We start from the raw sequence: 22,939 nt of genomic DNA on the forward strand, positions 1-22,939 counted from the left end.
CGCGCCGCCCCGCACGCCGGCCCGCGGCACCCCGCCCCGCCGCCGTCCCGTACGCCCCGTCCCGCCGCCACCTCGCACGCTGACCCGTACGCCCCGTCCCGCCGCCGCCCCGTACGCCGGTCCGCGCGCCCCGCTCCGGCCGCCGTCCCGCACGCCGCCCCCGTACACCCCGGCGCGTCCCGTAGGGCCCCGTCACGCCCGCCGGCCGGTGACAGGATGCGGCTACCCACGTGCAACTTGCTGCCTCGCCGAAGCCTGGTCCCGCCCCATCCCGCATCGCAGAGTTGAGGGTGTGAGAACGAATCACCGACCACGCCGGACGGCGGGGGCATCGAAGGGACGATGACCCGGCCCTCATCAGGTGAATTCGGGAGGTTCGCTGGGGCGGCCGTTCATCCGGACGGGCGTGAAACGTCGAGGAACCGGTCTTTTCCGATGGGCCGGTAAATGGGAGAAGGACCGTGGCTCATGCTGGTTCAGTTGACGATGCGCCATATCGACGGGCGACCGATACCGAATTCTCCGGTAGACGGAATCCGGGTTCTGGCGCTTCTTCCGGAGGAATGGCACAAGGACCTCAGGCAGGCGGCCGGTGACATCGTCATCCGGGTACGCGCCGAGGAGGAGGCCACGAGCGCGCAGATCCGCGCCGAGGTGGTCCGGATCCTCGCCAGGCCGGAGGTCAGCCACCTGGAACTGGTGACCTGCCGCGCCCTGTCCGCCGGTCACCGCGAGTAGAACGCTGCGACAAGGAGAAGATCGATGATCACTTCTGTTCTGTCGGCGGGCGAGTGCCACGTGTGGTGGGCCGATCCGCGGCAGGGGACGATCGAGGGCCTGACCGAGGTGCTGAGCCCCAGCGAACTGGAGCGGGCGGCGCGCTTCCGGCGCGAGCCGGACCTGCGCCGCTTCCTCACCGGGGCCTGGCTGCTGCGGGTCACGGCCGGCGCCCAGCTCGGCCTCCGCCCGGAGGACGTGGCGGTCGACAGGTCGTGCTCGGACTGCGCCAGGAACCACGGCAAACCGCGGATCCACACCGGCGGGCCCCCGCTGCACGTCTCGATCTCCCACTCGGGCGACCGGGTCGGGGTCGCGCTGACGGCCGAGGGGCCGCTGGGCGTGGACGTGGAGGCGGTGCCGACGACCTCGGTCGACGAGCTGGCGCGGTGCGCGCTGACGCCGGCCGAGCGCAGGACCCTGGAGTCGCTTCCCGGCGACGAGCGGTACGAGGCGTTCGCCCGGACGTGGGTGCGCAAGGAGGCGGCACTGAAGGCAACCGGGCACGGGTTGCGGATCTCCCCGGACCGCGTCGAGGTCAGCGGCCCGGACGAGAGGCCCGCGCTGCTGAGCTGGCCGCTGGACGTCCCCGTGGACGGGGTGCGGCTCCTGCCGCTGGACCCCGGATACGGCTACGTCGGGGTGGTGGCGATCCTCACCGGGAACCCCGACGTCCGGGTCGTGGAGTCCGACGCCGCCGTCCTCGACCGGGCCTCCCTCGCCGGGGCATCCGGTAAGGCCGCCTGACGAAAGCTTGACGGGACCCGGCGCCGGACTGCTGAATGGCGATGGGCGTCGCCATCGCCGGACCTTCGACAACGACGATGTCCCACCGCCGGAACGCGCCTCCCACGAGGCGCGGACCGGCCGGAAGCAGGGGAAACGGACTCCTCATGAAGAACTTCGTTCTCATCCCCGGCCCGTGGATGGGCGCCTGGGCCTGGGAGCCGGTGGCGCGGCGCCTGCGCGGCCACGGCCACCGGGTCCACGCGGTCACGCTGCCGGGCCTGACCACCGCCGAGGCCGACGTCGCCGACGTCGGGCTGGAGACGCACGTCGGCCACGTCCTGGCGACCATCGAGAGGGACGACCTGCGCGACGTCATCGTCGTGGGGCACAGCTACTCGGGTATCGTGGCCGGCCTGGTGGCCGACCGGGCCCGCGACCGGGTGGCGCACACGGTGTTCGTCGAGGCGTTCCTGCCCCACGACGGCAAGTCGATGCTGCACGCCTTCCCCGAGCGCCTGCGCGCCGAGGAACTGCGGCTCATCGCCGCCAACAACGGCCGCTGGCCGGCTCCCGACGCGTCGGTCGTGGCCGACGGCCAGGGGCTCTCCCGCCGCCAGGCCGGCTGGCTCGCCAGGCGCTTCGTCGGCCACCCCGGGCGCACCGTCGCCGAGTCCGCCGTCCTGACGCGCCCGCTGGCGCAGCAGCGGGCCACCTACGTCATGTGCTCGATGGAGCACTTCGGCGGCCGGGTGTCCGCCGACGTCTCGGCCATGCGCGCCGCGCCGACCTGGGACTTCCGCACCATCGACACCGGCCACTGGCCCATGGTCTCGGCCCCCGGCCACCTCGCCGCCCTCCTCGACCAGGTCGCGGCCCGGCACTCCTGAGCACCCGGAAGAGCCGGCCGTGAGAACACCCGCGACCGCGCGACGAGGGCCCGGCCGCCGGCCGGGCCCTCGCACCGGCCCTCAGCGGACCGGTTCCGACTCCTGCGGCTCCGGGCGGCCCGCGTCACCGGGCGTCCCGGGTGCCCCGCGGCCGGTGAGCGCGCGGCGCAGCGGCCCGCCGTACAGGTACACCGGGATGGCGACCCCGATCAGGAGCAGCAGCCCGGTGAAGACCCACTCCATGGAGCCGCCCGGGCCGTACACCTGGCGGGGACGGCCGACGTCCACGGCAGGGGTCTCCTGCCCGGCCCGCAGCGACTCGCGGGAGCTCCCGTACAGCGCGATCCCGTTCCTGCGGACCGTGCCGTCGGCGGAGCGGAAGTCGCCCATCCAGGTGCAGGACTCGTGCCCGGGGTGCTGGACGCACTCGAGCTGCCGCGCGGTGAACCTGCCGTCGATCCCGTCGGCCCGCGCGGCGCGGACGACCGGGCCGATGTTCGGCACGGCCAGGTAGAGCAGGAAGACCGCGACGAACGTCAGGACCGTGTTGAAGAAGGGGGAGCGCCTCCTCACCGCGGGCCCGCCGTGCCGCCTCACCACTGGTGCGCGACCGCGCAGGTGCACCGCATCAGCGAGCGCTCCGACGCGCGGGGACGCCGGTGGAGGACCATCGCGACCACCATGGGGATGAACACGAGGGTGTTGTAGAACAGGTGCAACTCCACCCGCGGCACCAGGAGCTGGATGACGCTGGTCACGGTGGGGCGTCCCAGCAGGTGGTAGCCGCTCATCGCCTGGCTGAGCAGCAGCAGGTGCTCGAAGTGGTGCCAGACCTGGATGCCGAGGGAGATGTTCCACCAGGTGCGCGACCTGCCGGTGAAGCCGTGCCGGAGCAGGATCAGGCCGATCAGCATGATCAGTGCGTAGCCGTAGTGCATCCACTCGGAGGTGACCAGCCAGGGGAACGGCATGCCCAGGACGCCGCGTGCCTCCGGGACCGTCCAGCCCAGGACGTAGATCTGGATGGCCTGGACGATGTGCTCGGCCCAGTGGCCGAGGACGATCAGCATGTAGACGCCGAGTGCCGTCCTGTGGTGCCGGGTGTTGAGCGCGGAGACCCATCCGCCGGATGGACGTGCTGAGACTGTCTCGGTTGCCATGCGCGAACCTCGCTTCGGGGTCGTGACCGTGTGCCGTCACGCGGACCGCGATCCCCGACGCCCCGCGTTCCGCATCCCGGAGGCGGGAACCGCGGGCCGCAGGGTCGATTTTTCCGCCGGGCCCCCACGAGTGTTTATCGGCGAGTGCTGATTTTCCAGTGCTCCGGCGTGAATTTCCGGCCTGACGCCGGGCCGCGGCCGGGTTCGGACCGCGGGCCGCGGCCCGGTTCGGACCGCGGGCCTGGTCCGGGCGGCGGGTCCGGGCGGTGGGTCCCGGCGGCGGCCCGGTCCGGGCGGGTTCGAGCCGACGGGCCGCGCACCGGTTCTCCGGTGCGCGGCCCGCCGTCCCTCAGACGCGCTCAGGCGCTCTCAAGCGTTCTCAGGCGCTCGCTCGGACGCTCTCTCAGGCGTCCCAAGGCACTCTCGGGTGCTCCTCTCAGGCGTTACGGCCGCGGCGCAGGCCCAGCACGCCGGCCACGGCGCCGACGAGCCCGAGGACCAGACCGGCGACGCCCAGCGCGCGGGCGGTGCCGTCGGAGGAGTCCGCGCCGGAGGCCGCGACCGCGGTGACCGACGGCGCGGCAGGCGAGGCGTCCGTCGCGGCCGGGGCCGCCGAGGGGCTCGCCGTACCGGTGCCGTGGCCGTCGCCGCCGGCGGCGGCCGGGGTGAGCCGCAGCACCGGGGCCGGGTGTTCCGGCTCGGAGCCGTCGGCCTTGGGCTCGTCGGCCCACTTGACGACCTCGCCGCCGTCGTAGGTCTGGGTCGTGGGGAAGAGGAGGCGGTCGGTGTCCTCGGGCAGCGCGCCCATGGACACCTCGAACTCCTGGAACTGGCCGGGCTCGATCTTCCCGCCCGACCAGGTCACCTTGGTGACGGCCTCGGTGATCTCGCCGTACTCGGTGGTGACCGGCTTGGGCAGCTTGCCCTCGGTCACCTTGACCTTCCAGCCGGGCACCGGCTTGACCGAGACGAACGGCAGCGGGTGGTCGAGCGGGAAGGACACCTCGACCTTGCTCGTCGAGTCCTTGTCGCGCTCGTTGGGGACCCGGAAGGCGACCTTGGTGAAGCCGCCCTGCTCGGCGGTGCCGGGGTTGATGCTCACGTGCGCGAGCGCGGGCACGGCGAGGCCGATGGTGAGGGCGGCGGCGCCGGCGGTCACGGCGGCCAGACGGCGGAACGCTGCGGGGAACGACATGGGATTCTCCACTTCGGGGTTCGGGACGTTCGGAGGAGGCGCGGAACCCCGCGACGGGACCACGGCGCGCACTGATCACGGGCGCGCACCGATCACGGGCGTGCGACGGCCGGCGGCGGTCACGCCGCGCACGGACGCGGGCGCGGTGGCCGCCGCCCGGCGCGGAACGGTTCCCGCGCGAAGGGACGGATTCCGCGGTGCCGGGAAGGCACGGGAAAAGAGATCAGGCGGCGGGGAGTGGAGGGCCGCGCCGGCTGACGATGTGCCGCAGGACGCCCCGCGCCGGGAGGAGCGGGACGGAGGCGACGGCCGCGCGCGGGGGAGCGGGCGGCATGGCGGGGGAGGGAGCAGCCGCAGCGCCGCGCCGAGGCGCCGGCCCGCGGCGCGCAGCAGCGTCCACAGGGCGGCCTCGCCGCGGGCCAGCCACCAGCCGGTGAGCAGCGTGGCGGTCAGGTGCGCGAGAAGCATGCCCAGGCCCTCGCCCAGACCCTGGCCGTGGGAGTGCGTGACCAGGGAGATCCCCGAGGGGTCGCCGTAGGCGAACAGCTCGTGCAGGACGAGCTGCGCGGCCCCCAGACCGGCACTGATCACCGTGGCGGAGCGCTCGCGCCCGGCGAGCACCGCCGTCGCCGCCGCGACGGCCGTCCAGGCGGCGGCCACCGCCTGCGGCTCGGGCCCGGACCCGCCCGCGGCCCGGTGGCCGGCGACGGCCAGCGCCACGCACACGGCCGAGAAGGCCGCCGCGCGGGCGAGGCGCAGGGGGAGATGGGCACGCATGGTGCCCACATGTTCTCACGTACCGTCAACGCCTGCCTTTTCTGGTCTTTTGCAGCTATGGTTGCCGCGAGCACGACAGGCAGTTCGTAGCTAGGCGGGGTCCATGCGACATTTTTCCGGTTTGCTGGTCGGGCTGCTTCTCACCGCCGCCCTGCTGGGCGGAGCCGGCTGGGCCGTACAGGAGGGACTGTCTGCGGCGGCGGCCTTCGCGCTCGGCGGCCCGAGGTCCTGGACCGCGCTGGGCGTCATGGCGGGCGTCGGCCTCCTGCTCGGGCTGGTGGCCTCCGGCCGGGTCTCCCCGATGGCCGCGTTCGTCCCGTCGATCGTCCTGCTCGCCTGGACCGTGGTCTACGCCCTCGACCCCGCCCGCGCCACGGACCTGGTCCCGCGCGACCCCTCCCTGCCCGCCGCGCTCCTGCAGGCCGGCCGGGGCATGGGCGTGCTGCTGGCCGCCGACGTCTACGCCCTCGTGGGCGTCGCCCTCTTCCTGCCCGTCCTCATGCCCTCCCGCTGGGCGCCCCGGGTCCGCGACGAGGACTACGACGAGGACTACGACGACCACTGAACGCGGACCGGTGCTCCGGCCGTGATTCCGGCGGGGTGCGTCTCGGCCGTGAGCGGTGTGTTCCGCCGGGCGCGAAGGCGGCCGGGAGACCACTCGAATCGTCCGGCTCGCGCGGCTCTCGCCGCCGGGTGGGCCGACAGGTCGCCGGCGGGTGCGGCCGGGTCATGAGGGCGTCCCGAGCAGCATCGCGGCGGCGGCGCGTGCGTGCCGGGCCGGTGCGGGGTCGCCGCTGATACCGGCGGTCACGATGGCCCCTTCGGCGAGCAGGAAGATGGGTTCGGCCGCCGACGTCCCGGCGGCGTGGACCCACGCGGCGATCTGGTCGTGGAACGCCTGTTTGTGCGATCGGACCTCAGCGAGCACCGCCTCGGACGAGGAGCCGAGCTCGCCGTGGGCGTTGATCCAGACGCATCCGCGGAAACCGGGCTCGGCGAACCAGTCCGTGAGCCAGTCGAAGACCGCCAGGACCCGCTCCCGAGGATCCGCGACCTGCTCCACACGGTCCGCCAGACTCCTCCGCCAGCGCTGATCCCGGCGTCGGAGCATCGCGACGACGAGGTCCTCCTTGGCGGCGAAGAGCCGGTAGATCCGCTTGAGCGGCAGGTCGGACGCCGCACGGATCTTGTCCATGCCGACCGCCTGAATCCCTCGCTCGTAGAACAGCCTCTCCGCCACGTCGAGCAGCGCCTCACGGTCCAGTCGCGTCTGTTCGTCGCTGATCGGGGCCGGCATCCGCACCTCCTTGACACTGAGAACGATCGTTCTCTATCTTAGGGCGCCCACCGCTTGAGAACGACCGTTCTCGACCTGAGGAGGCCCCATTGTCAGAAGATCGCCCGCCCTATCCGCCGTTCACCCGCGAGACGGCCCTGCGGAAGGTCCAGGCGGCCGAGGACGCATGGAACACCCGCGATCCCCACCGCGTGGCGTCGGCCTACACGCCGGACTCGCTGTGGCGGAACCGAGACACGTTCGTCAGAGGCCGGGAGGAGATCGTCGCCTTCCTGGCGCGCAAGTGGGAACGCGAACTGGACTACGCGCTGCGCAAGAGCCTCTGGGCATTCGAGGACGACCGGATCGCCGTCCGGTTCCAGTACGAGTGGCACGACGCGGCAGGCCGGTGGTGGCGCAGCTACGGCAATGAACTGTGGGAGTTCGACGACCGCGGTCTCATGCGACGCCGCGAGGCGAGCATCGACGACGTCGCCATCACCGAGGCCGACAGGCGCATCCACGGTCCCCGCCCACGGGGCGAACACGGGACCGACATCCCGCTGCGATAGCCCCGCCACCAGGCGCCGACGTCACCCTTGCCGCGCGGTGTCGCCGCCGTGGCATCGGCCCTCGCCCGTCACAGAGAACCCGACACACCACCTGAGAGAAGAGCACTGAGATGACCGTCCAGCAGATCCGCCACACCACCGTCGAGATCCAGGGACTGCCCGTCTTCTACCGAGAGGCCGGCGACCGCGCCAACCCCACACTGCTCCTGCTGCATGGCTTCCCGAGCAGCTCGGCCATGTACCGCGACCTGATCGCCGACCTGGCCGACTCGTATCACCTGATCGCGCCCGACCACATCGGCTTCGGACAGTCGGCGATGCCTCCGGTGGAGGAGTTCGACTACAGCTTCGACAAGCTCACCGAGATCACCTTGGAACTGCTCGACACGCTCGGGCTCGACCGGTTCGCCCTCTACATCCAGGACTACGGTGCCCCCATCGGACTGCGCATCGCCTCCCGCCACCCCGAACGGGTCACCGCCATCGTCAGCCAGAGCGGCAACGCCTACATCGAGGGCTTCACCCCGTTCTGGGACGTGCTGTTCGCCCACGCCAAGGATCGGGCCGCCAACGAGCCCGCCGTCCGCCGGCTGCTGACCGCCGAGGCGACCCGCTGGCAGCACACCCACGGTGTACCCGCCGACCTGCTGGAGCACGTCAACCCGGACGCCTGGGTGCTGGACCAGGCGTACCTGGACCGTCCGGGCAACAAGGAGATCCAGCTCCAGCTGTTCTGGGACTACCAGTTCAACCTCGACGGCTACCCCGCCTTCCAGGAGTACTTCCGCACCCACCGGCCGCCCGTCCTGGTCGCCTGGGGCCAGAACGACGAGATCTTCGGCCCCGAAGGCGCCAAGGCCTTCGCCCGCGACCTGCCCGACGCCGAGATCCACCTCCTGGACGCGGGCCACTTCGCCCTCGCCACCCACGGAACCGAAATCGCCGCCCTCGTCCGCGACTTCCTCGACCGCAAGGTCGCCACGGCCTGAGCAGCGTCTCCATCCCCGCCGGAGCCACGCCTCCCCGGTGGATCCGACGATCCACCGGGGGGGCGGTGGTCGTTCGTCAGGTGGTGGGCGGGGGTGGTGAAAGCGGCGGCCGGCGCTCCAACCGCTGAATGATCTCGGTGATGTCGATGAAGGCGGACCGGGGCGGCCGGGAAGGGCGCCGGCCCCGGGCCCGGCAACGGATCTCGGATGGTGGAGCGGGGAACGGGTGGCCCGGCGGGGGGAGTAGGGGGATCCGCCGTGGGGAATCCTCTTTACAGAAGGTCCGCGTGCACGGCCTTTCGGCAGGTCCGCGCTCGCGGCCCTGCGGGAGGTCCGCATGCATGACGAGATCGACGTGGACGTCTGTCCCGGCTATCCGGTGAGCTGGCAGGCCGCGGCTCTCAACGCGATGATGCGCGGGACCTTCAAACCGCTCGCCGGCCTGTTGCTCCGCTCCGAGGCCGGGGTGACCGCCGGTTCCCAGCTCGCCGCCCTCGCCGCGCGGGTGCCGGTGCGTCTGCCCTCCCACGTGCGGGTGACCCGGGACGACACCGGGGTCTGCCGGGGGGAGTGGGTCCGCGCGGGGGAGGACCTCGACGAGAGCGGGGTGCTGCTCTACTTCCACGGCGGCGGTTACTTCGCCTGCTCCCCGGCGACCCACCGGGCGATCACCTGGCGTCTGTCGGCGGTCGCCCGGCGTCCGGTGCTGGCCGTGGACTACCGGCAGGGTCCGGTCCACCGGCCCACCGAGTCCCTCCAGGACGCGATCACCGCGTACGGGTGCCTGCTGGAGCGCGGCTACGATCCGGCGAGGATCCTGTTCGCCGGGGACTCGGCGGGCGGTCACCTGACCCTCACCGCGCTGCTGGCGCTGCGCGACCGGGGGTCGCCGCTGCCGTCGGCGGCGGTGTGCCTGTCGCCGTGGGCGGACCTGACGGACGTGCCGCGGCGGGTCAACCGGCTGGTGGATCCGCTGATCCCGGCCGGCCGGGTGGACTGGCTGGCCCGCCGCTGGACGGCGGGCCTGGACGTGCGCGACCCCCTGGTGTCCCCGGTCTTCGGCGACTACCGGGGGCTGCCGCCGTTGATGGTCGTGACCGGTTCCACCGAGGTCCTCCGGGACGACGGGCGCCGCGTGGCCGAGCGGGCGAGGGCCGGGGGAGTACCGGTGACCTACGAGGAGTGGCGGCGGATGCCGCACGTCTTCGCCATCCTGGCCGACGTCCTGCCCGAGGCGCGTCAGGTCTTCCGGCACATCGACCGGTTTCTCGCGGCGGCCCGGGGCCTGTCGGCCGGGTCCGGTCCCGCGGAGGCCCCCGGCCTTCCGGCGCCGGACCTCTCCGGCGATTCCGGCCTGGTGGCGGCCGGGGAAACCGTACGGCCGGGCACCGCGGCGGCGGAGGACCTGGCGCGGCCGGGCGCCGTGACGGCCGAGGATCTCGCGCGGCCCGGCGCCGTGACGGCCCGGGACCTGCCGGCGCCGTCCGGCTCGGCCGCCGCCTGACCTCCGGGCGCCACGGCCTCGGGCGTCCCGGTGCCCGGCCGCGCCGGTCTCCGGGTGACCCGGTGTCCGGTCGTGCCGCTCTCCGGGCGTCCCGGTGCCGGGCCGCGTCCGCTCTCCGGGCGTCCCGGCCCCGGGGCCCGCCGCGGGCCGTACCGGCCGGTCACGGTGTCACGCCGGGCACCATCCGTGTCCCGCGTACCAGGGGTTACTTACCTTGAGGGATCAGTCGCCTTACCTGTCATATCGCTTGTGTCCGGTCGGGCGCGAAGCGCCGCGGGTTACGGCCACAGTGTGTTCTGCCGTATCGCGGACACGGGAGGCTCGACCAGGATGGTGCGTGGCGGAACCGGACCCATCGACGGCCTGCCGCCCGGTGTGCGGCCGCTGACCGTGGGAGACCCGGTCATCATCGGCCGTTACCTGCTGCTCGGCCGTCTCGGCGTGGGCGGGATGGGCGTCGTCTATCTCGCCGAGCATCCCCAGGGCGGCGTGGTGGCGCTCAAGACGCCGCATCCGCTGCACCTGCACGATCCCACGCTCCGGGCCCGGTTCGCCGAGGAGGTGGCGTTCTCCCGGCGCGTGGTGCCCTTCTGCACCGCGGCCGTGGTCGAGGACGGCACCGACCGCGACCGGCCCTTCCTGGTCTGCGAGTACATCCCCGGGCCCGCGCTGTCCCAGGTGGTGCCCGCCGGCGGCCCGCTCACGCCCGACCTGGCCTACGGCGTCGCCCTTGGGGTGGCCGCGGCGCTGGTCGCGGTGCACGAGGCGGGGCTGGTGCACCGCGACCTCAAGCCCGGCAACGTGCTGCTGTCGCCCTCCGGGCCCCGGGTGATCGACTTCGGTATCGCCACGGACGTGGACGCCCCCGGCGCGCACACCCAGGCCGGACAGGTCATGGGCAGCCCCGGCTGGGTCGCCCCGGAGCGGCTCACCGGGGGGCCCGCGCGGCCCGCCTCCGACGTCTTCGCCTGGGGCTGCGTGATCGCCTACGCGGCCACCGGACACCACCCCTTCGGCACGGGCGAGCTCGACGTGCTGACCCGGCGCATCATGGTCGAGCCGCCACGTCTCTCCTCGGTGCCCATGCTGCTGCGCCCGGCGGTCGAGGCGTGCCTGGCCAAGGACCCGGCGCACCGTCCCCGCGCCGCCGACCTGCTCGTGGCGTTGCTGGCGGCGGGCGGTGTGGCCGCGCCGGCTGATCCGCGTGAGGCGGTCGCCGGGGTGCTGGGGGATATCTGGACGGCGGTGCCGTATCCCCCCGCCGCGCCGCGGGTCCCGGGCCCGGGGCGCTCCGGGGCGTCGCGGGCCGCGTCCCCCTGGGCGGGGGCGGGGGTCGCGTCCGGTGCCGTGCCGTACCCGTACGCGGCGGCGCCGTATCCGTCGGCGGGTGTGCCGTACCGGCCGGGAGAGGAGGGGCGGTCCGCGCCCGCCGGCCCCTCGCGGGAACGTTCCCGGGCGCGGGGTTCCAGGCGGGCGGCGCCGGGACGCGGCGGGAGCTTCTCGCAGGCGGGGTTCGCCGCGCTGGCCACGGTGTCCATGGCGGCGCTGACCGTGGTGGCCGCGGCGAGGGCCGGTGACGGCGGGGTGGACGGGGCCGGCGGGGTCGGCGTCCCCGAGCGCGTCCCGGTGGTGGTGCCGGCCGAGGGCGCGACGGCGACGTCCGCGTTCCGCCCGTCCCGCCCGCCGGAGGGCGGGACGCGGTCGGCGCCCCCGGTCGAGCCGACCACGGTCACGGTCACCGCCACCCGCACGGTGCCGGTTCCCACCGCCCACACCTCTCCGGACATCTCGGCCGAGCCGTCCCCGAGCCGTACCCGCGACACCGCCGGCCCGCCCGGCGGCGGTGACGGGCCGCAGACCTGCGCTGACCTCCCGGGCAACGGCAAAGGCAACGGCCGGGGCAGCGGCAACGGGCGGGGCAACGGCCGGGGCCGGGGTGCGAACCGCGGCTGCCCGGAGGCGACGGGCGCGCCCACTCCCGGTACCAGGCCCTCCTTCACCCAGATCCCGCAGACCGGTGACGGCGAGAGCCCGGCGCCGTCGCAGGCGCCGTCGGCCACGGAGAGCACGTCCTCGCCCCCGCCGGGCGCGACCCCGTCGGTCCAGATCGGCGATTGAGAGGCCGTGATCCGGCGGCTTCCGCCCGGCCGGAGGCGAGGACCGCCGGGTCGGCTAGGGTGATCATCGTCGTACGTGCGGAGCCGGACGGAGGACGATGAGCGGGTTCGGACCCGGGGCGGTGGAGCTGAGCGGCGTCGAGGTACGGGTGGTGGGGCGGACCCTCCTGTCCGGCGTCGACTGGCGGGTGGAGTACGGCCAGCACTGGGTGGTGCTGGGACCCAACGGGGCGGGCAAGACCACGCTGCTGTCCCTGGCGGCCGCCGTGCGGCACCCCAGCAGCGGCTCGGTCACCGTGCTCGGCCAGCGCCTGGGCCGGGTCGACCTGCGGGAGCTGCGCCGCCGGATCGGGTTGGTGGCGGCGAGTCAGCGGCTCGTCGACGAGGAGCTGCTGGAGGGCGAGGGCGCGACCGCGCACACCGTCGTCCTGACCGGTCACACCGGCACCAGCGCCCCGCTGTGGGACCGCTACGGCCCGGCCGAGCACGAGCGGGCCCACCGGCTGCTGGCGGACATGGGGTGCAAGGACCTCGCCGAGCGGCCGTTCGGCGTCTGCTCCCAGGGGGAGCGGGCCAGGGTCAGGGTCGCCAGGGCGCTGATGGCCGAGCCGGTGATACTGCTGCTGGACGAGCCGTTCGCCGGGCTCGACCTGCCCGCGCGCGAGGACCTGATCGCCTCCGTGGAGGGCTTGGCCGCGTCCCGGCCCGCGCTGACCACGGTCACGGTGACCCATCACCTGGAGGAGGTCCCGGCCACCACCACCCACGCCCTGCTGATGCGCGACACCCGTGTCCAGGCGGCCGGTCCGGCGGGGGAGGTGCTGACCGGGGAGAACCTGTCGGAGTGCTTCGGCAGGCCGCTGCGGATCGACGCCCTGGACGGGCGCTGGTACGCCCGTGCCGTTCGGGGCTGACCGCGGCGTCAGTCCTTCTTGCGCTGGCGGATGAGGCCCATGAAGCCCGGACTGGGCTTGAACTTGGCGGTCCAGGTCTCCGCGATCTCCAGGGGTTCGCCGGTCTGCGGGTTGCGCCCGGTGCGTGCCGGCTTGTGGACGATCTCGAAGGATCCGAAGCCGGGGATGGCCACCTTCTCCTCGGCCGCCACGGTCGTCTGGATGACGCCGAGGATGGCGTCCAGGGCTGCGGCGGTCTGTCGCCTGCTGAGCCCCGCCTCGGCCGCGGCCTTGTCGATCAGCTCGCGCTTGTTCATCGAAACTCCTTGAGCGTGGAGACCCCGGACTTCAACCGTGGGGAGGATGCCAAGGGGAATAGCTAACGCCATCATCGGCCGCGGCGTCGAGCCGGGTTCCCCGTACGGCCGCGGCGTACCGGGACACCACGGCCGTACGGGGAGTCCTGCCGTGCGTCCCGGGCAGGGGCGTGCCGGTCAGGTGAGGCCGGCCTGCGCGGCCAGCCGTTCCGCTTCGCGGTGCAGGGCTTCGATGAGGAGGAGCTCCAGGCGGAGCCTCTCGTCAGCGAGGCCGTCGAGTACTTCCATGCTGGCCTCCCTGTGCACAGGGACGCTTCGGTGATCGGGGAAGTTCACCTCGATGCCGAACCGGCCTCGCCCCCGGGGCGGCCGGTCGCCGGTTCCGTACGGGGCCTCGCCCTCCGGGCGGCCCGTCGTTCCGCCCGCGGTTCCTCCCGGCGGTGCGGAACCGCCTTCGCCGTACCCGTCCCGCCCGGGGAACGGCCGGTCGGCCTCCCGTCGTTCCCCGCGGTCGTCCTCCCGCCGTTCCCCGCACACCCGGCCGTCTCCTCAGGAGGCGACCAGTTCGGCCAGGTCGACGTGTTCGCCGACCTCCCGCACGTCGGTGCAGTACGCCAGGAGCACCTGACGGTCACCGACACGCCGGGTAACCCGCAGGCAGGGGAGGTCGTGGAGCACGACCGCCTCCACCTCGATGCCGTCCGGTCCTTGCCAGATACTCATGAGGTCGAGGCTACGAAGAGTCAGGTAAGTCTGGGGTAACCATTCGGGCATATCGTGGTGGTCAGTGGCAGATGCCCTGTTTTTCCCTGGTTCCAGGATGATTAGCCGCGTCGCTGTGGGTAACAGGACGGCAGAACCCAAGCAACCAGGGAGAAACCAACATGGCCTTGCCCAAGCTAACCCCCGAACAGCGTCAAGCGGCACTTGCCAAGGCCGCCGAGACGCGTGCGGCCCGGGCCAAGCTCCTGGCCGACGTCAAGGCCGGGTCCGTGAGCCTTGAGCAGCTGCTCGGCCGCGACGACGAGGTCGCCAAGCGCATCAAGGTCTCGCAGGCGCTGCGGGCACTGCCGGGCATCGGCAACGTCAAGGCGGCCCAGCTCATGAAGACGGCCGACGTGGACGAGACCCGCCGGCTCGGCGGTCTCGGCGCCCAGCAGCGCCGCAAGCTGCTGCAGGCCGTCGAGCGCTGAACACCCCGGGCGCGCCGATCCCCCGGCGCGCCCAGGCGGGAGGGCGGCGGGAAAGTGAGGCCCCGCCGTACGGACGTCCAATCGTCCGTACGGCGGGGCCTCACCACGTCGCGCAGCGTCGCCATGAGCCCGCGAGGGGGCGCCGGTGTCTGGACTGAGGAGAGAGCGAGCGCAGCGAGCGAACGACGAGGGAAGGCGCCGGGCAAGAGCCCCCGAGCCGCGACACGAAGTGTCGCCGTGAACACAGCGAGGGGGCGCCGGTGTCTGGACTGAGGAGAGAGCGAGCGCAGCGAGCGAACGACGAGGGAAGGCACCGGACTCAAGCCCCCGAGCCGCGACACGAAGTGTCGCCATGAGCCCGCGAGGGGGCGCCGGTGTCTGGACTGAGGAGAGAGCGAGCGCAGCGAGCGAGTGACGAGGGAAGGCACCGGGCAAGAGCCCCCGAGCCGCGACGCGCAGCGTCGCCATGAACACAGCCCCGAGCCGCGACGCGAAGTGTCGCCATGAACACAGCCCCGAGCCGCGACGCGCAGCGTCGCCATGAGTACAGCAAGACGGGGAAGAAGTAGAAGAGGGAGCATCGGCCGGGCCGGGAGGTTCCCTGGATGGTTACTCGTCCACGGTGGAAATCCCGCGTTCGCGTATCGGATACTGGATGCCAAAGGGGGGCATCATGAAGCGGATCATCGCAGTGGCGGCGCTGTTGGCGGGCACCGCGGCGACGCTTTCCGGCGCGGGTGCCGCGGCCGAGGCGAAGCCCAGGACGCCGGTGAGCGAATCGCAGTACCGGATTCTCCTCAACCAGTGCGACTACGCGGGCAGAGCGTCGCTCCGGGCCGACTGCCGGGCCCGGGTCAAGAGCACCTACCGGATCGGCGCGGCGAACCCGAACCTCGACTGCCGCACCTACTCCGGCGTCACCGTCTGCGGCGATCTCACGCTCACCGGGAAACAGTGCGAGTGCATCGCGAATCTGGTGAAGGCCGGGCTGACCTATCGGCGGGCCGAAGTGGAGTGCTACACCGCCGTCTCCTAGCCCCCGTGATCGTGGCCGCGCATCGGACGTCGCCGGGCCCGGAAAGCGCCTTGCCCGTGTCACCCGCTCCGGCCCGGCAGTGGAACGCCCAGCCTCCCGGGGGATGACGCTTTCCAGCGGTCGTCGTAACACATTGATCTGCCGGTGGCGGCCGGCCTGGCGAAGGCGTGGGTTCCGTATCACCTCATGGTGGGGGAACGCGGAAACGCGCAGCCCCGAATCAGGGAGATCGGCCGGCGCGGGCGCGTTCAGCCGATAGAGATCACCACCCCCGTCTGGAAACGGTCCGCGTGCCCGTCCGCCCACTGCGCGAACGTACATGCCGGACGGCCGGTCACCCGTGCGGCCGCGTCGTCCACGGTCGTGGAGGAATCACCGGGCGCGGCGTACCAGCCGATGACATACCCGGCGTCCGCCCGGGACACTCCGATGGCCATTGGCCATCGGCCTGTTGATCGCCTGTTCGTGCGTCCTCGGCTCGAAGGCGATGTCGCGGAGCGCCCGGACGGGATCGCGATCCGCTCACCCGGGGACAGCGTTCGGGCCCGGTGAGGTTGCAGGACCGCCGATGGTTCTGGGCTCGAACAGGACCGGATGGGTCCGGCGCGATGAACGGCCTCGTGCGTCAACGGAGCCGATCTCGTCGCGGAGACCTCCGGTGGTCCTAGGCCCAAGGTCCCGGGGTCATGTCGATCGGTAGCCCGATCCCGTGGACCGCTGCGAGCGGCATAGTCGTACCGAAAACGGCGCGGAACACGCAGGGAAGGGAGGGGCGATGACCGGACCGGACGAATCGAGCCCGGGCGCCGCCCATCCCAGTGCCCTCAAGGGGTGTGCCAACAAATGCCCGCCGGTCCCGGTGCAGCCATGACAGGCCACCGGACCACACACGGACGAAAGGCACACCCATGTCCACAACTCAGTCCCCGGCCCGCAGCCGACGGCCGGGATGGAGCCTCGCGCTGCTCGCGCTCGGGCACTTGATCATCAGTCTCGACTTCACCATCATCTATGTGGCCCTGCCCGACATCGCCGCCGAGGTCGGCTTCACCCCGCACACCCTGCAGTGGGTGGTCACCGCGTACGCCGTCCTCTACGGAGGCTTCCTGCTGGTCGGCGGCCGGCTGTCCGACCTGATGGGACGTCGGCGGATGTTCGTGCTCGGCATGGCGCTGTACGGCGTGGCCTCCGTTCTGGGCGGCCTGGCCACGGCGCCGGCGGTGCTGCTCGCCGCGCGCGCCTTGCAGGGCCTCGCCGGCGCGGTGCTGTTCCCCGCCGTGCTGGCCCTGGTCAACACGGCCTTCGCCGAAGGCAGGGAGCGCAACCGTGCGCTGACGGTCTGGGCCATGGCGGGTGCGGGCGGGCTCACGGTGGGCGCGCTGGCCGGCGGGGTGCTCACCCAGGCGCTGGGCTGGCAGGCCGTGTTCCACGTCAACGTCCCGCTGGCCGCCGCGGGTGCCGTCGCCGCCTTCGCCCTGCTGCCCCCGGACGGCCGCGTCACCAGAGGAAGCATCGACGTCCCCGGAACCCTGACCGGCACCGCAGGCGTCACACTGTTGATCTTTGCGATCGCGCACGGCTCCGAGGTCGGCTGGGCACGGGCCGAGGTGATCACCGCTGCCGTTCTCGCGGCGGTCCTGCTGGCCGCGTTCCCGCGTGTCCAGGCCCGCGGTCGGACGCCGTTGATGCCGCTGCGGCTGTTCCGTAACCGTGCGTTCAGCGGAGCGGTCGTGGTCATCCTCGTCTTCGGGCTGACGATGCAGGCCGTGCCGTACTTCCTGACCCTGTACTTCCAGAACGTCCTTGACTTCAGCGCCCTGGAGACCGGGCTGGCATTCCTCGGCCCGACCCTGTCGATCACGGCCGGCAACTTCCTCAGCGAGCGGCTGATCCACCGCTTCGGCACCCGAAGCACGCTGATCACCGGCATCGTCGCCAACGCCGTGGGCGCTGCGCTCCTGGCCCCCGGCATGCACGCGGACGGATCCGTCCTCACCGTCCTGGCCGGGGTCGTCGTCATCGGTCTGGGCATGGGCATCACCTACGAGGCCATGTGGATCGCCGCCGGCACCGGCGTCTCGGCGGACGAACAGGGTCTGACCTCCGGGGTGGCCTCCACCGCGCTGCAGGTGGGAACCGCCGCGGGTCTGGCGATCCTCGTGGCCGTCGCCAACCACGGCATCGAGGGGCTGTCCGGGCAGGCCATGCGCGCCGCCTCCACCGGGGGAATGCGCACCGCCGTCTACGTTCTGGGCGCCGTCATGCTGACGGCCGTCCTGGCCGCCCTCAGGCTCCCCGGTCCGCGTGCCCGGGGCGCCGAGGTCGCGTCCCGGCCCGTCCCCGACCCGGACGCCGACCTGCGCCTCACCGGCTGACAGCGTCAGAGAAGGGGCCCGCCGGTCGTCTGACCGGCGGGCCCCTTCTCGCCTGTCCGGCGCCGAGCCGTTCCGTCACCGCTTCCCGGCCCGGGACCGCGTCGGCGCCCGCGGTCACCGCCGCCGGGGCGTGTCCTCGCGGGTCAGTGAGCCTCGAACTGCTCCTCCTCGGTGGAGCCCCGCAGGGCCGTGGTCGAGGAGTCCGGCGCGATGGCCGTGCTGACCAGGTCGAAGTATCCGGTGCCGACCTCCCGCTGGTGGCGGGTGGCGGTGTAGCCGCGCGCCTCGGAGGCGAACTCGGCCTCCTGCAGCCGGACGTAGGCGCTCATGCCCTCCTCGGCGTAGCCGTGGGCCAGGTCGAACATCGAGTGGTTGAGCGAGTGGAAACCCGCCAGCGTGATGAACTGGAACTTGTACCCCATGTGGCCCAGCTCCCGCTGGAACTTGGCGATCGTGGAGTCGTCCAGGTGCTTCTTCCAGTTGAAGGACGGCGAGCAGTTGTAGGCCAGCATCTGGTCCGGGTAGCGCGCCCTGATCGCCTCGGCGAACTCGCGGGCCACGTCCAGGTCCGGCGTGGAGGTCTCCATCCACAGCAGGTCGGCGTAGGGCGCGTAGGCCAGGCCGCGGGCGACGCAGGCGTCCACGCCGTTGCGGACCCGGTAGAAGCCCTCGGCGGTGCGCTCGCCGGTGGTGAAGACCTGGTCGCGGGGGTCGACGTCCGTGGTCAGCAGCGTCGCGGCCTGGGCGTCGGTCCGCGCGATGATCAGGGACGGGACCCCACAGACGTCGGCCGCCAGGCGGGCCGCGTTGAGGGTCTTGATGTGCTGGCTCGTCGGGATGAGCACCTTGCCGCCGAGGTGGCCGCACTTCTTCTCGGAGGCGAGCTGGTCCTCCCAGTGCACGCCCGCCGCGCCGGCGGCGATCATGCCCTTCATCAGCTCGAAGGCGTTGAGCACGCCGCCGAAGCCGGCCTCGGCGTCGGCCACGATCGGGGCCAGCCAGTGCGGCGCGTTCCCGTCGCCCTCCGACCAGGTGATCTGGTCGGCGCGCAGCAGCGCGTTGTTGATGCGCCGCACCACCGCCGGGACCGAGTTCGCCGGGTAGAGGCTCTGGTCGGGGTAGGTCTGCCCGCCCAGGTTGGCGTCGGCGGCGACCTGCCAGCCGGACAGGTAGATCGCCTTCAGACCGGCCTTGACCTGCTGCACCGCCTGGTTGCCGGTGAGCGCGCCCAGGGCGTGCACGTAGTCCTCGGAGTGGAGCAGGCTCCACAGCCGTTCGGCGCCGAGCCGGGCCAGGGTGTGCTCCTCCTGGACCGACCCCCTTAGCCGGATCACATCCTCGGCGGTGTAGGCCCGCTCGGTGCCCTTCCAGCGGGGGTCGTTCTCCCACTCGCGCCGCAGTTCCTCTGCGGCTCCCTTGAGGCGATCGATCATTTTTCACTCCTTGTCGTCCCCTGGGTGCCTTGGTCTGAGTGTGAGTCGGGGCGAAACGGGCGAACAAGGCCGAAGTTGGCGAAAGAACGTCATTTTTTCCCACAGAGCTAATACCAGCCGGTATTCAGAGCAGAAGAACCGTACAGTTTGCGCTGTGGACTAGACCAATCGCGCAACGAGGGTCACAGCTGTCCTCGCTGTATGGAAATATCCGTTGAAATTTCGTCTAGCATCGGAGCATGGGATCACTGGTGGGTGAAGAACCGCTGACCTTGACGCAGGAGCTGGACCTCATCGCGTTCGGCCAGCGTCTCCGCCACCTGCGCAAGCAGCGCGGCCTGACCCTCGCCGACCTCGGCGAGCGCGTCGGCCGCGCCCCCAGCCAGCTGTCCCTGCTGGAGAACGGCAAGCGCGAGCCGAAGCTGTCGCTGCTGAAGTCGCTGGCCGCCGCGTTGAACGTGCCGGTGGAGGAGCTGCTGCGCCGCCAGGCGCCCAGCAGGCGGGCGCAGCTGGAGATGGCGCTGGAGGAGGCGCAGCGCGACCCGGTCTACGCCGGGCTCGGCCTGGCCAGGCTCAAGGTCTCCGCCCGCGTCCCCAACGACGTGCTGGAGCACATCCTCGGCCTGTACGGCGAGCTGCGCTCGCGCCAGGCCAAGGGCACCGCCACCCCCGAGGAGGCGCGCGCCGCCAACGCCGAGCTGCGCCGTACGCAGCGTGAGCTGGGCAACTACTTCGAGGAGATCGAGAAGGCCGCGGCCGAGGCGTTGTCGGCCGTCGGCTACCGCGCCGGCGCGCTGTCGCAGAGCACCGTCCAGGCCCTGGTCACGCACTTCGGCTACACCGTGCAGACCGTCCAGGACCTGCCGCGCTCGGTGCGTTCCATCACCGACCTGCGCAACCGGCGCATCTACGTCAAGCACGAGCAGCTCGGCATGCACACGCCGCGCACCATCCTGCTGCAGACCCTCGGCCACCTCGCCCTCGGCCACCACAAGCCGCGCGACTTCGCCGACTTCCTGCGCCAGCGCACCGAGGCCAACTACTTCGCCGCGGCCGTGCTGGTGCCCGAGGCCACGGCCGTGCCGTACCTGCGGGAGGCCAAGCAGGACCGGGCGCTGAGCGTGGAGGACCTGCGTGACGTCTACGCCGTCTCCTACGAGATGGCCGCGCACCGCTTCACCAACCTCGCCACCCACCACCTGGACCTGGTCTGCCACTTCGTCCGCAACGACGCCGGCGGCATCATCTACAAGGCCTACGAGAACGACGGCATCGTCTTCCCCGCCGACGAGCAGGGCGCGATCGAGGGCCAGCGGATGTGCCAGCAGTGGTCGGGCCGGCAGGTCTTCCTCTCACCGGACCGGTTCTCGGTCTTCTACCAGTACTCCGACTCGCCCACCGGCACCTACTTCTGCGTCGCGCACGTCGATCCGAGCCGCGAGCGGGACTTCGCGATCACCCTCGGCGTGCCGTACCGGGAGTCGCGCTGGTTCCGCGGGCGGGAGACCACCAACCGGACCCGCTCCGGCTGCCCCACCGGCGACTGCTGCCGCCGCCCGCCGGTCGAGCTGGCTCGCCGCTGGGAGGGCTACGCCTGGCCCTCCGCCCGGGGCAACTCCCACGTCCTGGCGGCGCTGCCCCCGGGCTCCTTCCCCGGGGTGGACGAGGCCGACGTCTACACCTTCCTGGAGCGCCACGCCCTCGACTGACCCGCGCCGCCCCGTCCTCCGGCCGGCGCCACGCCCTCGACTGACCCGCGCCGCCCCGTCCTCCGGCCGGCGGGACCGCGGCGTCCCGGCGGGCACGGCGTGTCACGCGGTCCGCCGGGGCGGCCCGTCACGCGGGCGGGCCGCCGGGCGACAGCGTCAGCGACGGGTGGCCGAAGAACCGGTAGGCCGTCGCGGTGGCCGGGGCCTGGCAGCGCAGGGAGCGCAACACCTCCGCCGGGGGTTCCCCGGCCAGGCAGCGCCGGTAGAACTCCTGCGGCAGGCCGTCGTCGCCGACCGGCCAGAGGGGGGCGACCACCGCGCTCGCGCCCGCCAGCAGGAACGCCTGGCAGTCGTCCGGCTCCTCCAGGAAGACGAACGGCGCGCCGCCCATGCCCCGGCCCAGCGCCTCGGCCGCCGAGCCTCCGGCGGTGAAGTGCACCATGTCCGTGGGCTGGGACAGCAGGGCCAGCACCTCGCTCAGCACGGGGTTGATCCGGGCGGCGCCGTACGCGCCGGTCAGCGGGTGGGGCTCGGCGCCGCCGTAGACCACCGCCATGCTCCGCCCGGCCGCCCGCGCCGGCGGCGGCAGCTCCGGGCGCCGCCCGCCCAGCGGCCAGCGGCCGGTCACCGCCTGGCAGTTCAGGAACGGCGGCACCGACGGGTCGAACGGGTGCTCCAGCGCGGCCAGCTCCCAGGGGACGTGCGTCTCCTGGGAGACGATCAGCACGTTCGGGCGGCGTGGGGCCACCCGGGCCGCCACCGCGTGCAGCAGCTCCCAGAAGCCCCGCGGGATCCGCGCGGCGATCCGGCGTCCCATGTCGTCGAGGCTGCCGGCCTGCTCCGCCAGATGCCGCCCGAACTCCGAGATCCGCGTGCCCAGCTCGCAGACCTCCGCCCGGTCAGGGGTGAGGAAGTGCGGCGAGTGGTAGGTCCACCACAGCCGTCCCGGCTGGTCGCCGTGCACGACGACTGCCGTGACGTCCGGCGGGTCGGCGTCGCTCCCCGTCCGGACCCGGGTGCCGGCGACCGGCTGAGCGTCGCCCTCCTGGGGGAGCATGCCGGGTGCGCCGACGACGGCGAGCGCGCGCACCCCGAACCCTGTCACCTGGCCGCGCACCGAGTGGACCGCCTGGATCTGCCGCGCGGTGACCGGCTGCTCCTGCGGGAGCGCCACCATGCGCACCGCCGTCCTCGGGTACGGCGTCGCCGGATCGACGCGCAGCCGCACCCGCCAGCCGCCGGGCGCCTCGAACCCCTCGGCGACGAGCTGGACGTCCAGGTCGAACGGCTCACCGCTGTACGGCGCCGCCGGGGCGGCCGGGGACGCCGGAGCGGCGCCCGGACCCGCGGCCTGGTTCCCGGGCGGGGCTCCGGTGGCCACGCCGGGTTCGCCGGGCACCACGCCGACCTCCACCCGCGTCTCCGTCCCGGCGACCACCTCGCCGGTCACCTGGATCAGCGGGAACCCGGCCCACGCCGGGCCGGAGGGGGCGGACTCGGGGCGCCGCCTGCGGAAGGCGCCGGTCAGCCGGCCGAGTACCGAGGGACCCTTGCCTCCCTGCGCGGGACGGGCGGGCTGCGGCTCCTCCGTACCGTCCCGCCGTACGGACGTGGTGGCCTGCTCCTCCTCGGTCCGCGCGGAGCCCAGCAGTCCGGGCGGCGGCCACTCGGGCCCGGTCCGCACCGGGGGCGCACCGGCCGGGCCCGTCTGCGGGGGCGGCGCGCCGGCCGGCCCGTCAGGTGCGGACGGCCCGGTCTGCCCGGACGGCGGCCACACGGGCACGGGCGGCGGGAGCGGCGGTGCGGCCTGACCCGGTGGCGCCCAGCCGGGTGCGGGCGGCGGTACGGCCTGGCCCGGCGACGTCCACCCGGGTACGGGCGGCGGGGGCGGCGGTGCGGCCTGACCGGGTGGCGGCCACTCGGGCCCGGCCGGACCGGATGGCGCATCCATCGGCCCGCCCCACGCGGGCGGCGCGCCGATCGGCCCGTCCTGGCCGGGG

22 protein-coding genes are annotated in these 22,939 nt (G+C 73.0%); 13 read left to right on the top strand and 9 right to left on the bottom strand.

Annotated features, from left to right (window positions below; all coding sequences use genetic code 11):
• Nucleotides 1-468 precede the first annotated feature (468 nt).
• The 3 genes from ACQP10_RS15010 (at nt 469) to ACQP10_RS15020 (ending at nt 2,393) form a co-directional block, all read left to right on the top strand.
• Entirely contained in the window at nt 469-738 is a 270-nt protein-coding gene (locus ACQP10_RS15010) for a hypothetical protein (RefSeq protein ID WP_179817949.1), read from the top strand.
• Between the two features lie 24 nt (nt 739-762).
• Nucleotides 763-1,524 (top strand): 4'-phosphopantetheinyl transferase family protein, encoded by a 762-nt coding sequence (locus ACQP10_RS15015; protein WP_389995296.1) that lies wholly within the window; start codon nt 763-765, stop codon nt 1,522-1,524.
• A gap of 146 nt (nt 1,525-1,670) precedes the next feature.
• On the top strand, nt 1,671-2,393 hold the full coding sequence (locus ACQP10_RS15020) for an alpha/beta fold hydrolase (RefSeq protein ID WP_346023270.1): 723 nt from the start codon (nt 1,671-1,673) through the stop codon (nt 2,391-2,393).
• A gap of 81 nt (nt 2,394-2,474) precedes the next feature.
• Here ACQP10_RS15020 and ACQP10_RS15025 read toward each other — a convergent pair whose 3' ends face one another.
• The 4 genes from ACQP10_RS15025 to ACQP10_RS15040 form a co-directional block, all read right to left on the bottom strand.
• On the bottom strand, nt 2,475-2,966 hold the full coding sequence (locus ACQP10_RS15025; RefSeq protein WP_433541561.1) for a hypothetical protein: 492 nt from the start codon (nt 2,964-2,966) through the stop codon (nt 2,475-2,477).
• Nucleotides 2,967-2,986: 20 nt separating this feature from the next.
• Nucleotides 2,987-3,553, bottom strand: a complete 567-nt coding sequence (locus tag ACQP10_RS15030) for a hypothetical protein (RefSeq protein WP_389995302.1) — start codon at nt 3,551-3,553, stop codon at nt 2,987-2,989.
• A gap of 436 nt (nt 3,554-3,989) precedes the next feature.
• Nucleotides 3,990-4,748 carry a YcnI family copper-binding membrane protein gene (locus ACQP10_RS15035; RefSeq protein WP_346023273.1) on the bottom strand — a complete coding sequence of 253 codons (759 nt, stop codon included), beginning with the start codon at nt 4,746-4,748 and terminating at the stop codon, nt 3,990-3,992.
• 75 nt (nt 4,749-4,823) lie between these two features.
• Complete coding sequence (locus tag ACQP10_RS15040; RefSeq protein WP_433541562.1) at nt 4,824-5,525, bottom strand: hypothetical protein; 702 nt, start codon at nt 5,523-5,525, stop codon at nt 4,824-4,826.
• Nucleotides 5,526-5,646: 121 nt separating this feature from the next.
• Between ACQP10_RS15040 and ACQP10_RS15045 the strand changes: the two genes are divergently transcribed.
• Nucleotides 5,647-6,090 (top strand): hypothetical protein, encoded by a 444-nt coding sequence (locus tag ACQP10_RS15045; RefSeq protein ID WP_433541563.1) that lies wholly within the window; start codon nt 5,647-5,649, stop codon nt 6,088-6,090.
• A 162-nt stretch (nt 6,091-6,252) separates the two neighbouring features.
• Here the strand turns inward: ACQP10_RS15045 and ACQP10_RS15050 are convergent, their stop codons facing one another.
• Nucleotides 6,253-6,822, bottom strand: coding sequence for a TetR/AcrR family transcriptional regulator (locus tag ACQP10_RS15050; RefSeq protein ID WP_346023276.1), 570 nt, complete (start codon nt 6,820-6,822; stop codon nt 6,253-6,255).
• Nucleotides 6,823-6,911: 89 nt separating this feature from the next.
• Here ACQP10_RS15050 and ACQP10_RS15055 point away from each other — a divergent pair, with 89 nt between their 5' ends.
• The 5 genes from ACQP10_RS15055 (at nt 6,912) to ACQP10_RS15075 (ending at nt 12,897) form a co-directional block, all read left to right on the top strand.
• Nucleotides 6,912-7,373 (top strand): nuclear transport factor 2 family protein, encoded by a 462-nt coding sequence (locus ACQP10_RS15055; RefSeq protein WP_346023277.1) that lies wholly within the window; start codon nt 6,912-6,914, stop codon nt 7,371-7,373.
• A 110-nt stretch (nt 7,374-7,483) separates the two neighbouring features.
• Nucleotides 7,484-8,362 (top strand): alpha/beta fold hydrolase, encoded by an 879-nt coding sequence (locus ACQP10_RS15060; RefSeq protein WP_346023278.1) that lies wholly within the window; start codon nt 7,484-7,486, stop codon nt 8,360-8,362.
• A gap of 337 nt (nt 8,363-8,699) precedes the next feature.
• The gene (locus ACQP10_RS15065; RefSeq protein WP_433541564.1) at nt 8,700-9,866 is read left to right on the top strand and encodes an alpha/beta hydrolase; all 1,167 of its coding nucleotides are present in this window, start codon (nt 8,700-8,702) and stop codon (nt 9,864-9,866) included.
• Between the two features lie 330 nt (nt 9,867-10,196).
• A complete protein-coding gene (locus ACQP10_RS15070; protein ID WP_346023280.1) occupies nt 10,197-11,984 on the top strand; it encodes a serine/threonine-protein kinase in 1,788 nt (595 codons plus the stop codon).
• Nucleotides 11,985-12,081: 97 nt separating this feature from the next.
• Nucleotides 12,082-12,897, top strand: a complete 816-nt coding sequence (locus ACQP10_RS15075) for an ABC transporter ATP-binding protein (protein ID WP_346023281.1) — start codon at nt 12,082-12,084, stop codon at nt 12,895-12,897.
• A gap of 8 nt (nt 12,898-12,905) precedes the next feature.
• Here the strand turns inward: ACQP10_RS15075 and ACQP10_RS15080 are convergent, their stop codons facing one another.
• Nucleotides 12,906-13,193 (bottom strand): HU family DNA-binding protein, encoded by a 288-nt coding sequence (locus tag ACQP10_RS15080; protein ID WP_179817935.1) that lies wholly within the window; start codon nt 13,191-13,193, stop codon nt 12,906-12,908.
• A gap of 549 nt (nt 13,194-13,742) precedes the next feature.
• On the bottom strand, nt 13,743-13,916 hold the full coding sequence (locus ACQP10_RS15085; protein WP_189249375.1) for a hypothetical protein: 174 nt from the start codon (nt 13,914-13,916) through the stop codon (nt 13,743-13,745).
• Nucleotides 13,917-14,077: 161 nt separating this feature from the next.
• Between ACQP10_RS15085 and mihF the strand changes: the two genes are divergently transcribed.
• The 3 genes from mihF (at nt 14,078) to ACQP10_RS15100 (ending at nt 17,797) form a co-directional block, all read left to right on the top strand.
• Entirely contained in the window at nt 14,078-14,386 is a 309-nt protein-coding gene (mihF, locus tag ACQP10_RS15090; protein WP_179817933.1) for an integration host factor, actinobacterial type, read from the top strand.
• 673 nt (nt 14,387-15,059) lie between these two features.
• Nucleotides 15,060-15,422 carry a hypothetical protein gene (locus ACQP10_RS15095; RefSeq protein WP_346023282.1) on the top strand — a complete coding sequence of 121 codons (363 nt, stop codon included), beginning with the start codon at nt 15,060-15,062 and terminating at the stop codon, nt 15,420-15,422.
• 908 nt (nt 15,423-16,330) lie between these two features.
• Nucleotides 16,331-17,797 (top strand): MFS transporter, encoded by a 1,467-nt coding sequence (locus tag ACQP10_RS15100; RefSeq protein WP_433541565.1) that lies wholly within the window; start codon nt 16,331-16,333, stop codon nt 17,795-17,797.
• 143 nt (nt 17,798-17,940) lie between these two features.
• Here ACQP10_RS15100 and aceA read toward each other — a convergent pair whose 3' ends face one another.
• On the bottom strand, nt 17,941-19,230 hold the full coding sequence (gene aceA / locus ACQP10_RS15105; RefSeq protein WP_179817930.1) for an isocitrate lyase: 1,290 nt from the start codon (nt 19,228-19,230) through the stop codon (nt 17,941-17,943).
• A 239-nt stretch (nt 19,231-19,469) separates the two neighbouring features.
• On the opposite strand from aceA, the gene ACQP10_RS15110 reads away from it, so the two are divergent.
• Nucleotides 19,470-20,939, top strand: coding sequence for a helix-turn-helix domain-containing protein (locus ACQP10_RS15110; RefSeq protein WP_386148880.1), 1,470 nt, complete (start codon nt 19,470-19,472; stop codon nt 20,937-20,939).
• A 127-nt stretch (nt 20,940-21,066) separates the two neighbouring features.
• Here ACQP10_RS15110 and ACQP10_RS15115 read toward each other — a convergent pair whose 3' ends face one another.
• Complete coding sequence (locus ACQP10_RS15115) at nt 21,067-22,623, bottom strand: hypothetical protein (RefSeq protein ID WP_433541566.1); 1,557 nt, start codon at nt 22,621-22,623, stop codon at nt 21,067-21,069.
• Between the last annotated feature and the right edge of the window lie 316 nt (nt 22,624-22,939).

It is taken from the genome of Streptosporangium sandarakinum, assembly GCF_050942225.1.
GTDB classification, from domain to species: domain Bacteria; phylum Actinomycetota; class Actinomycetes; order Streptosporangiales; family Streptosporangiaceae; genus Streptosporangium; species Streptosporangium nondiastaticum.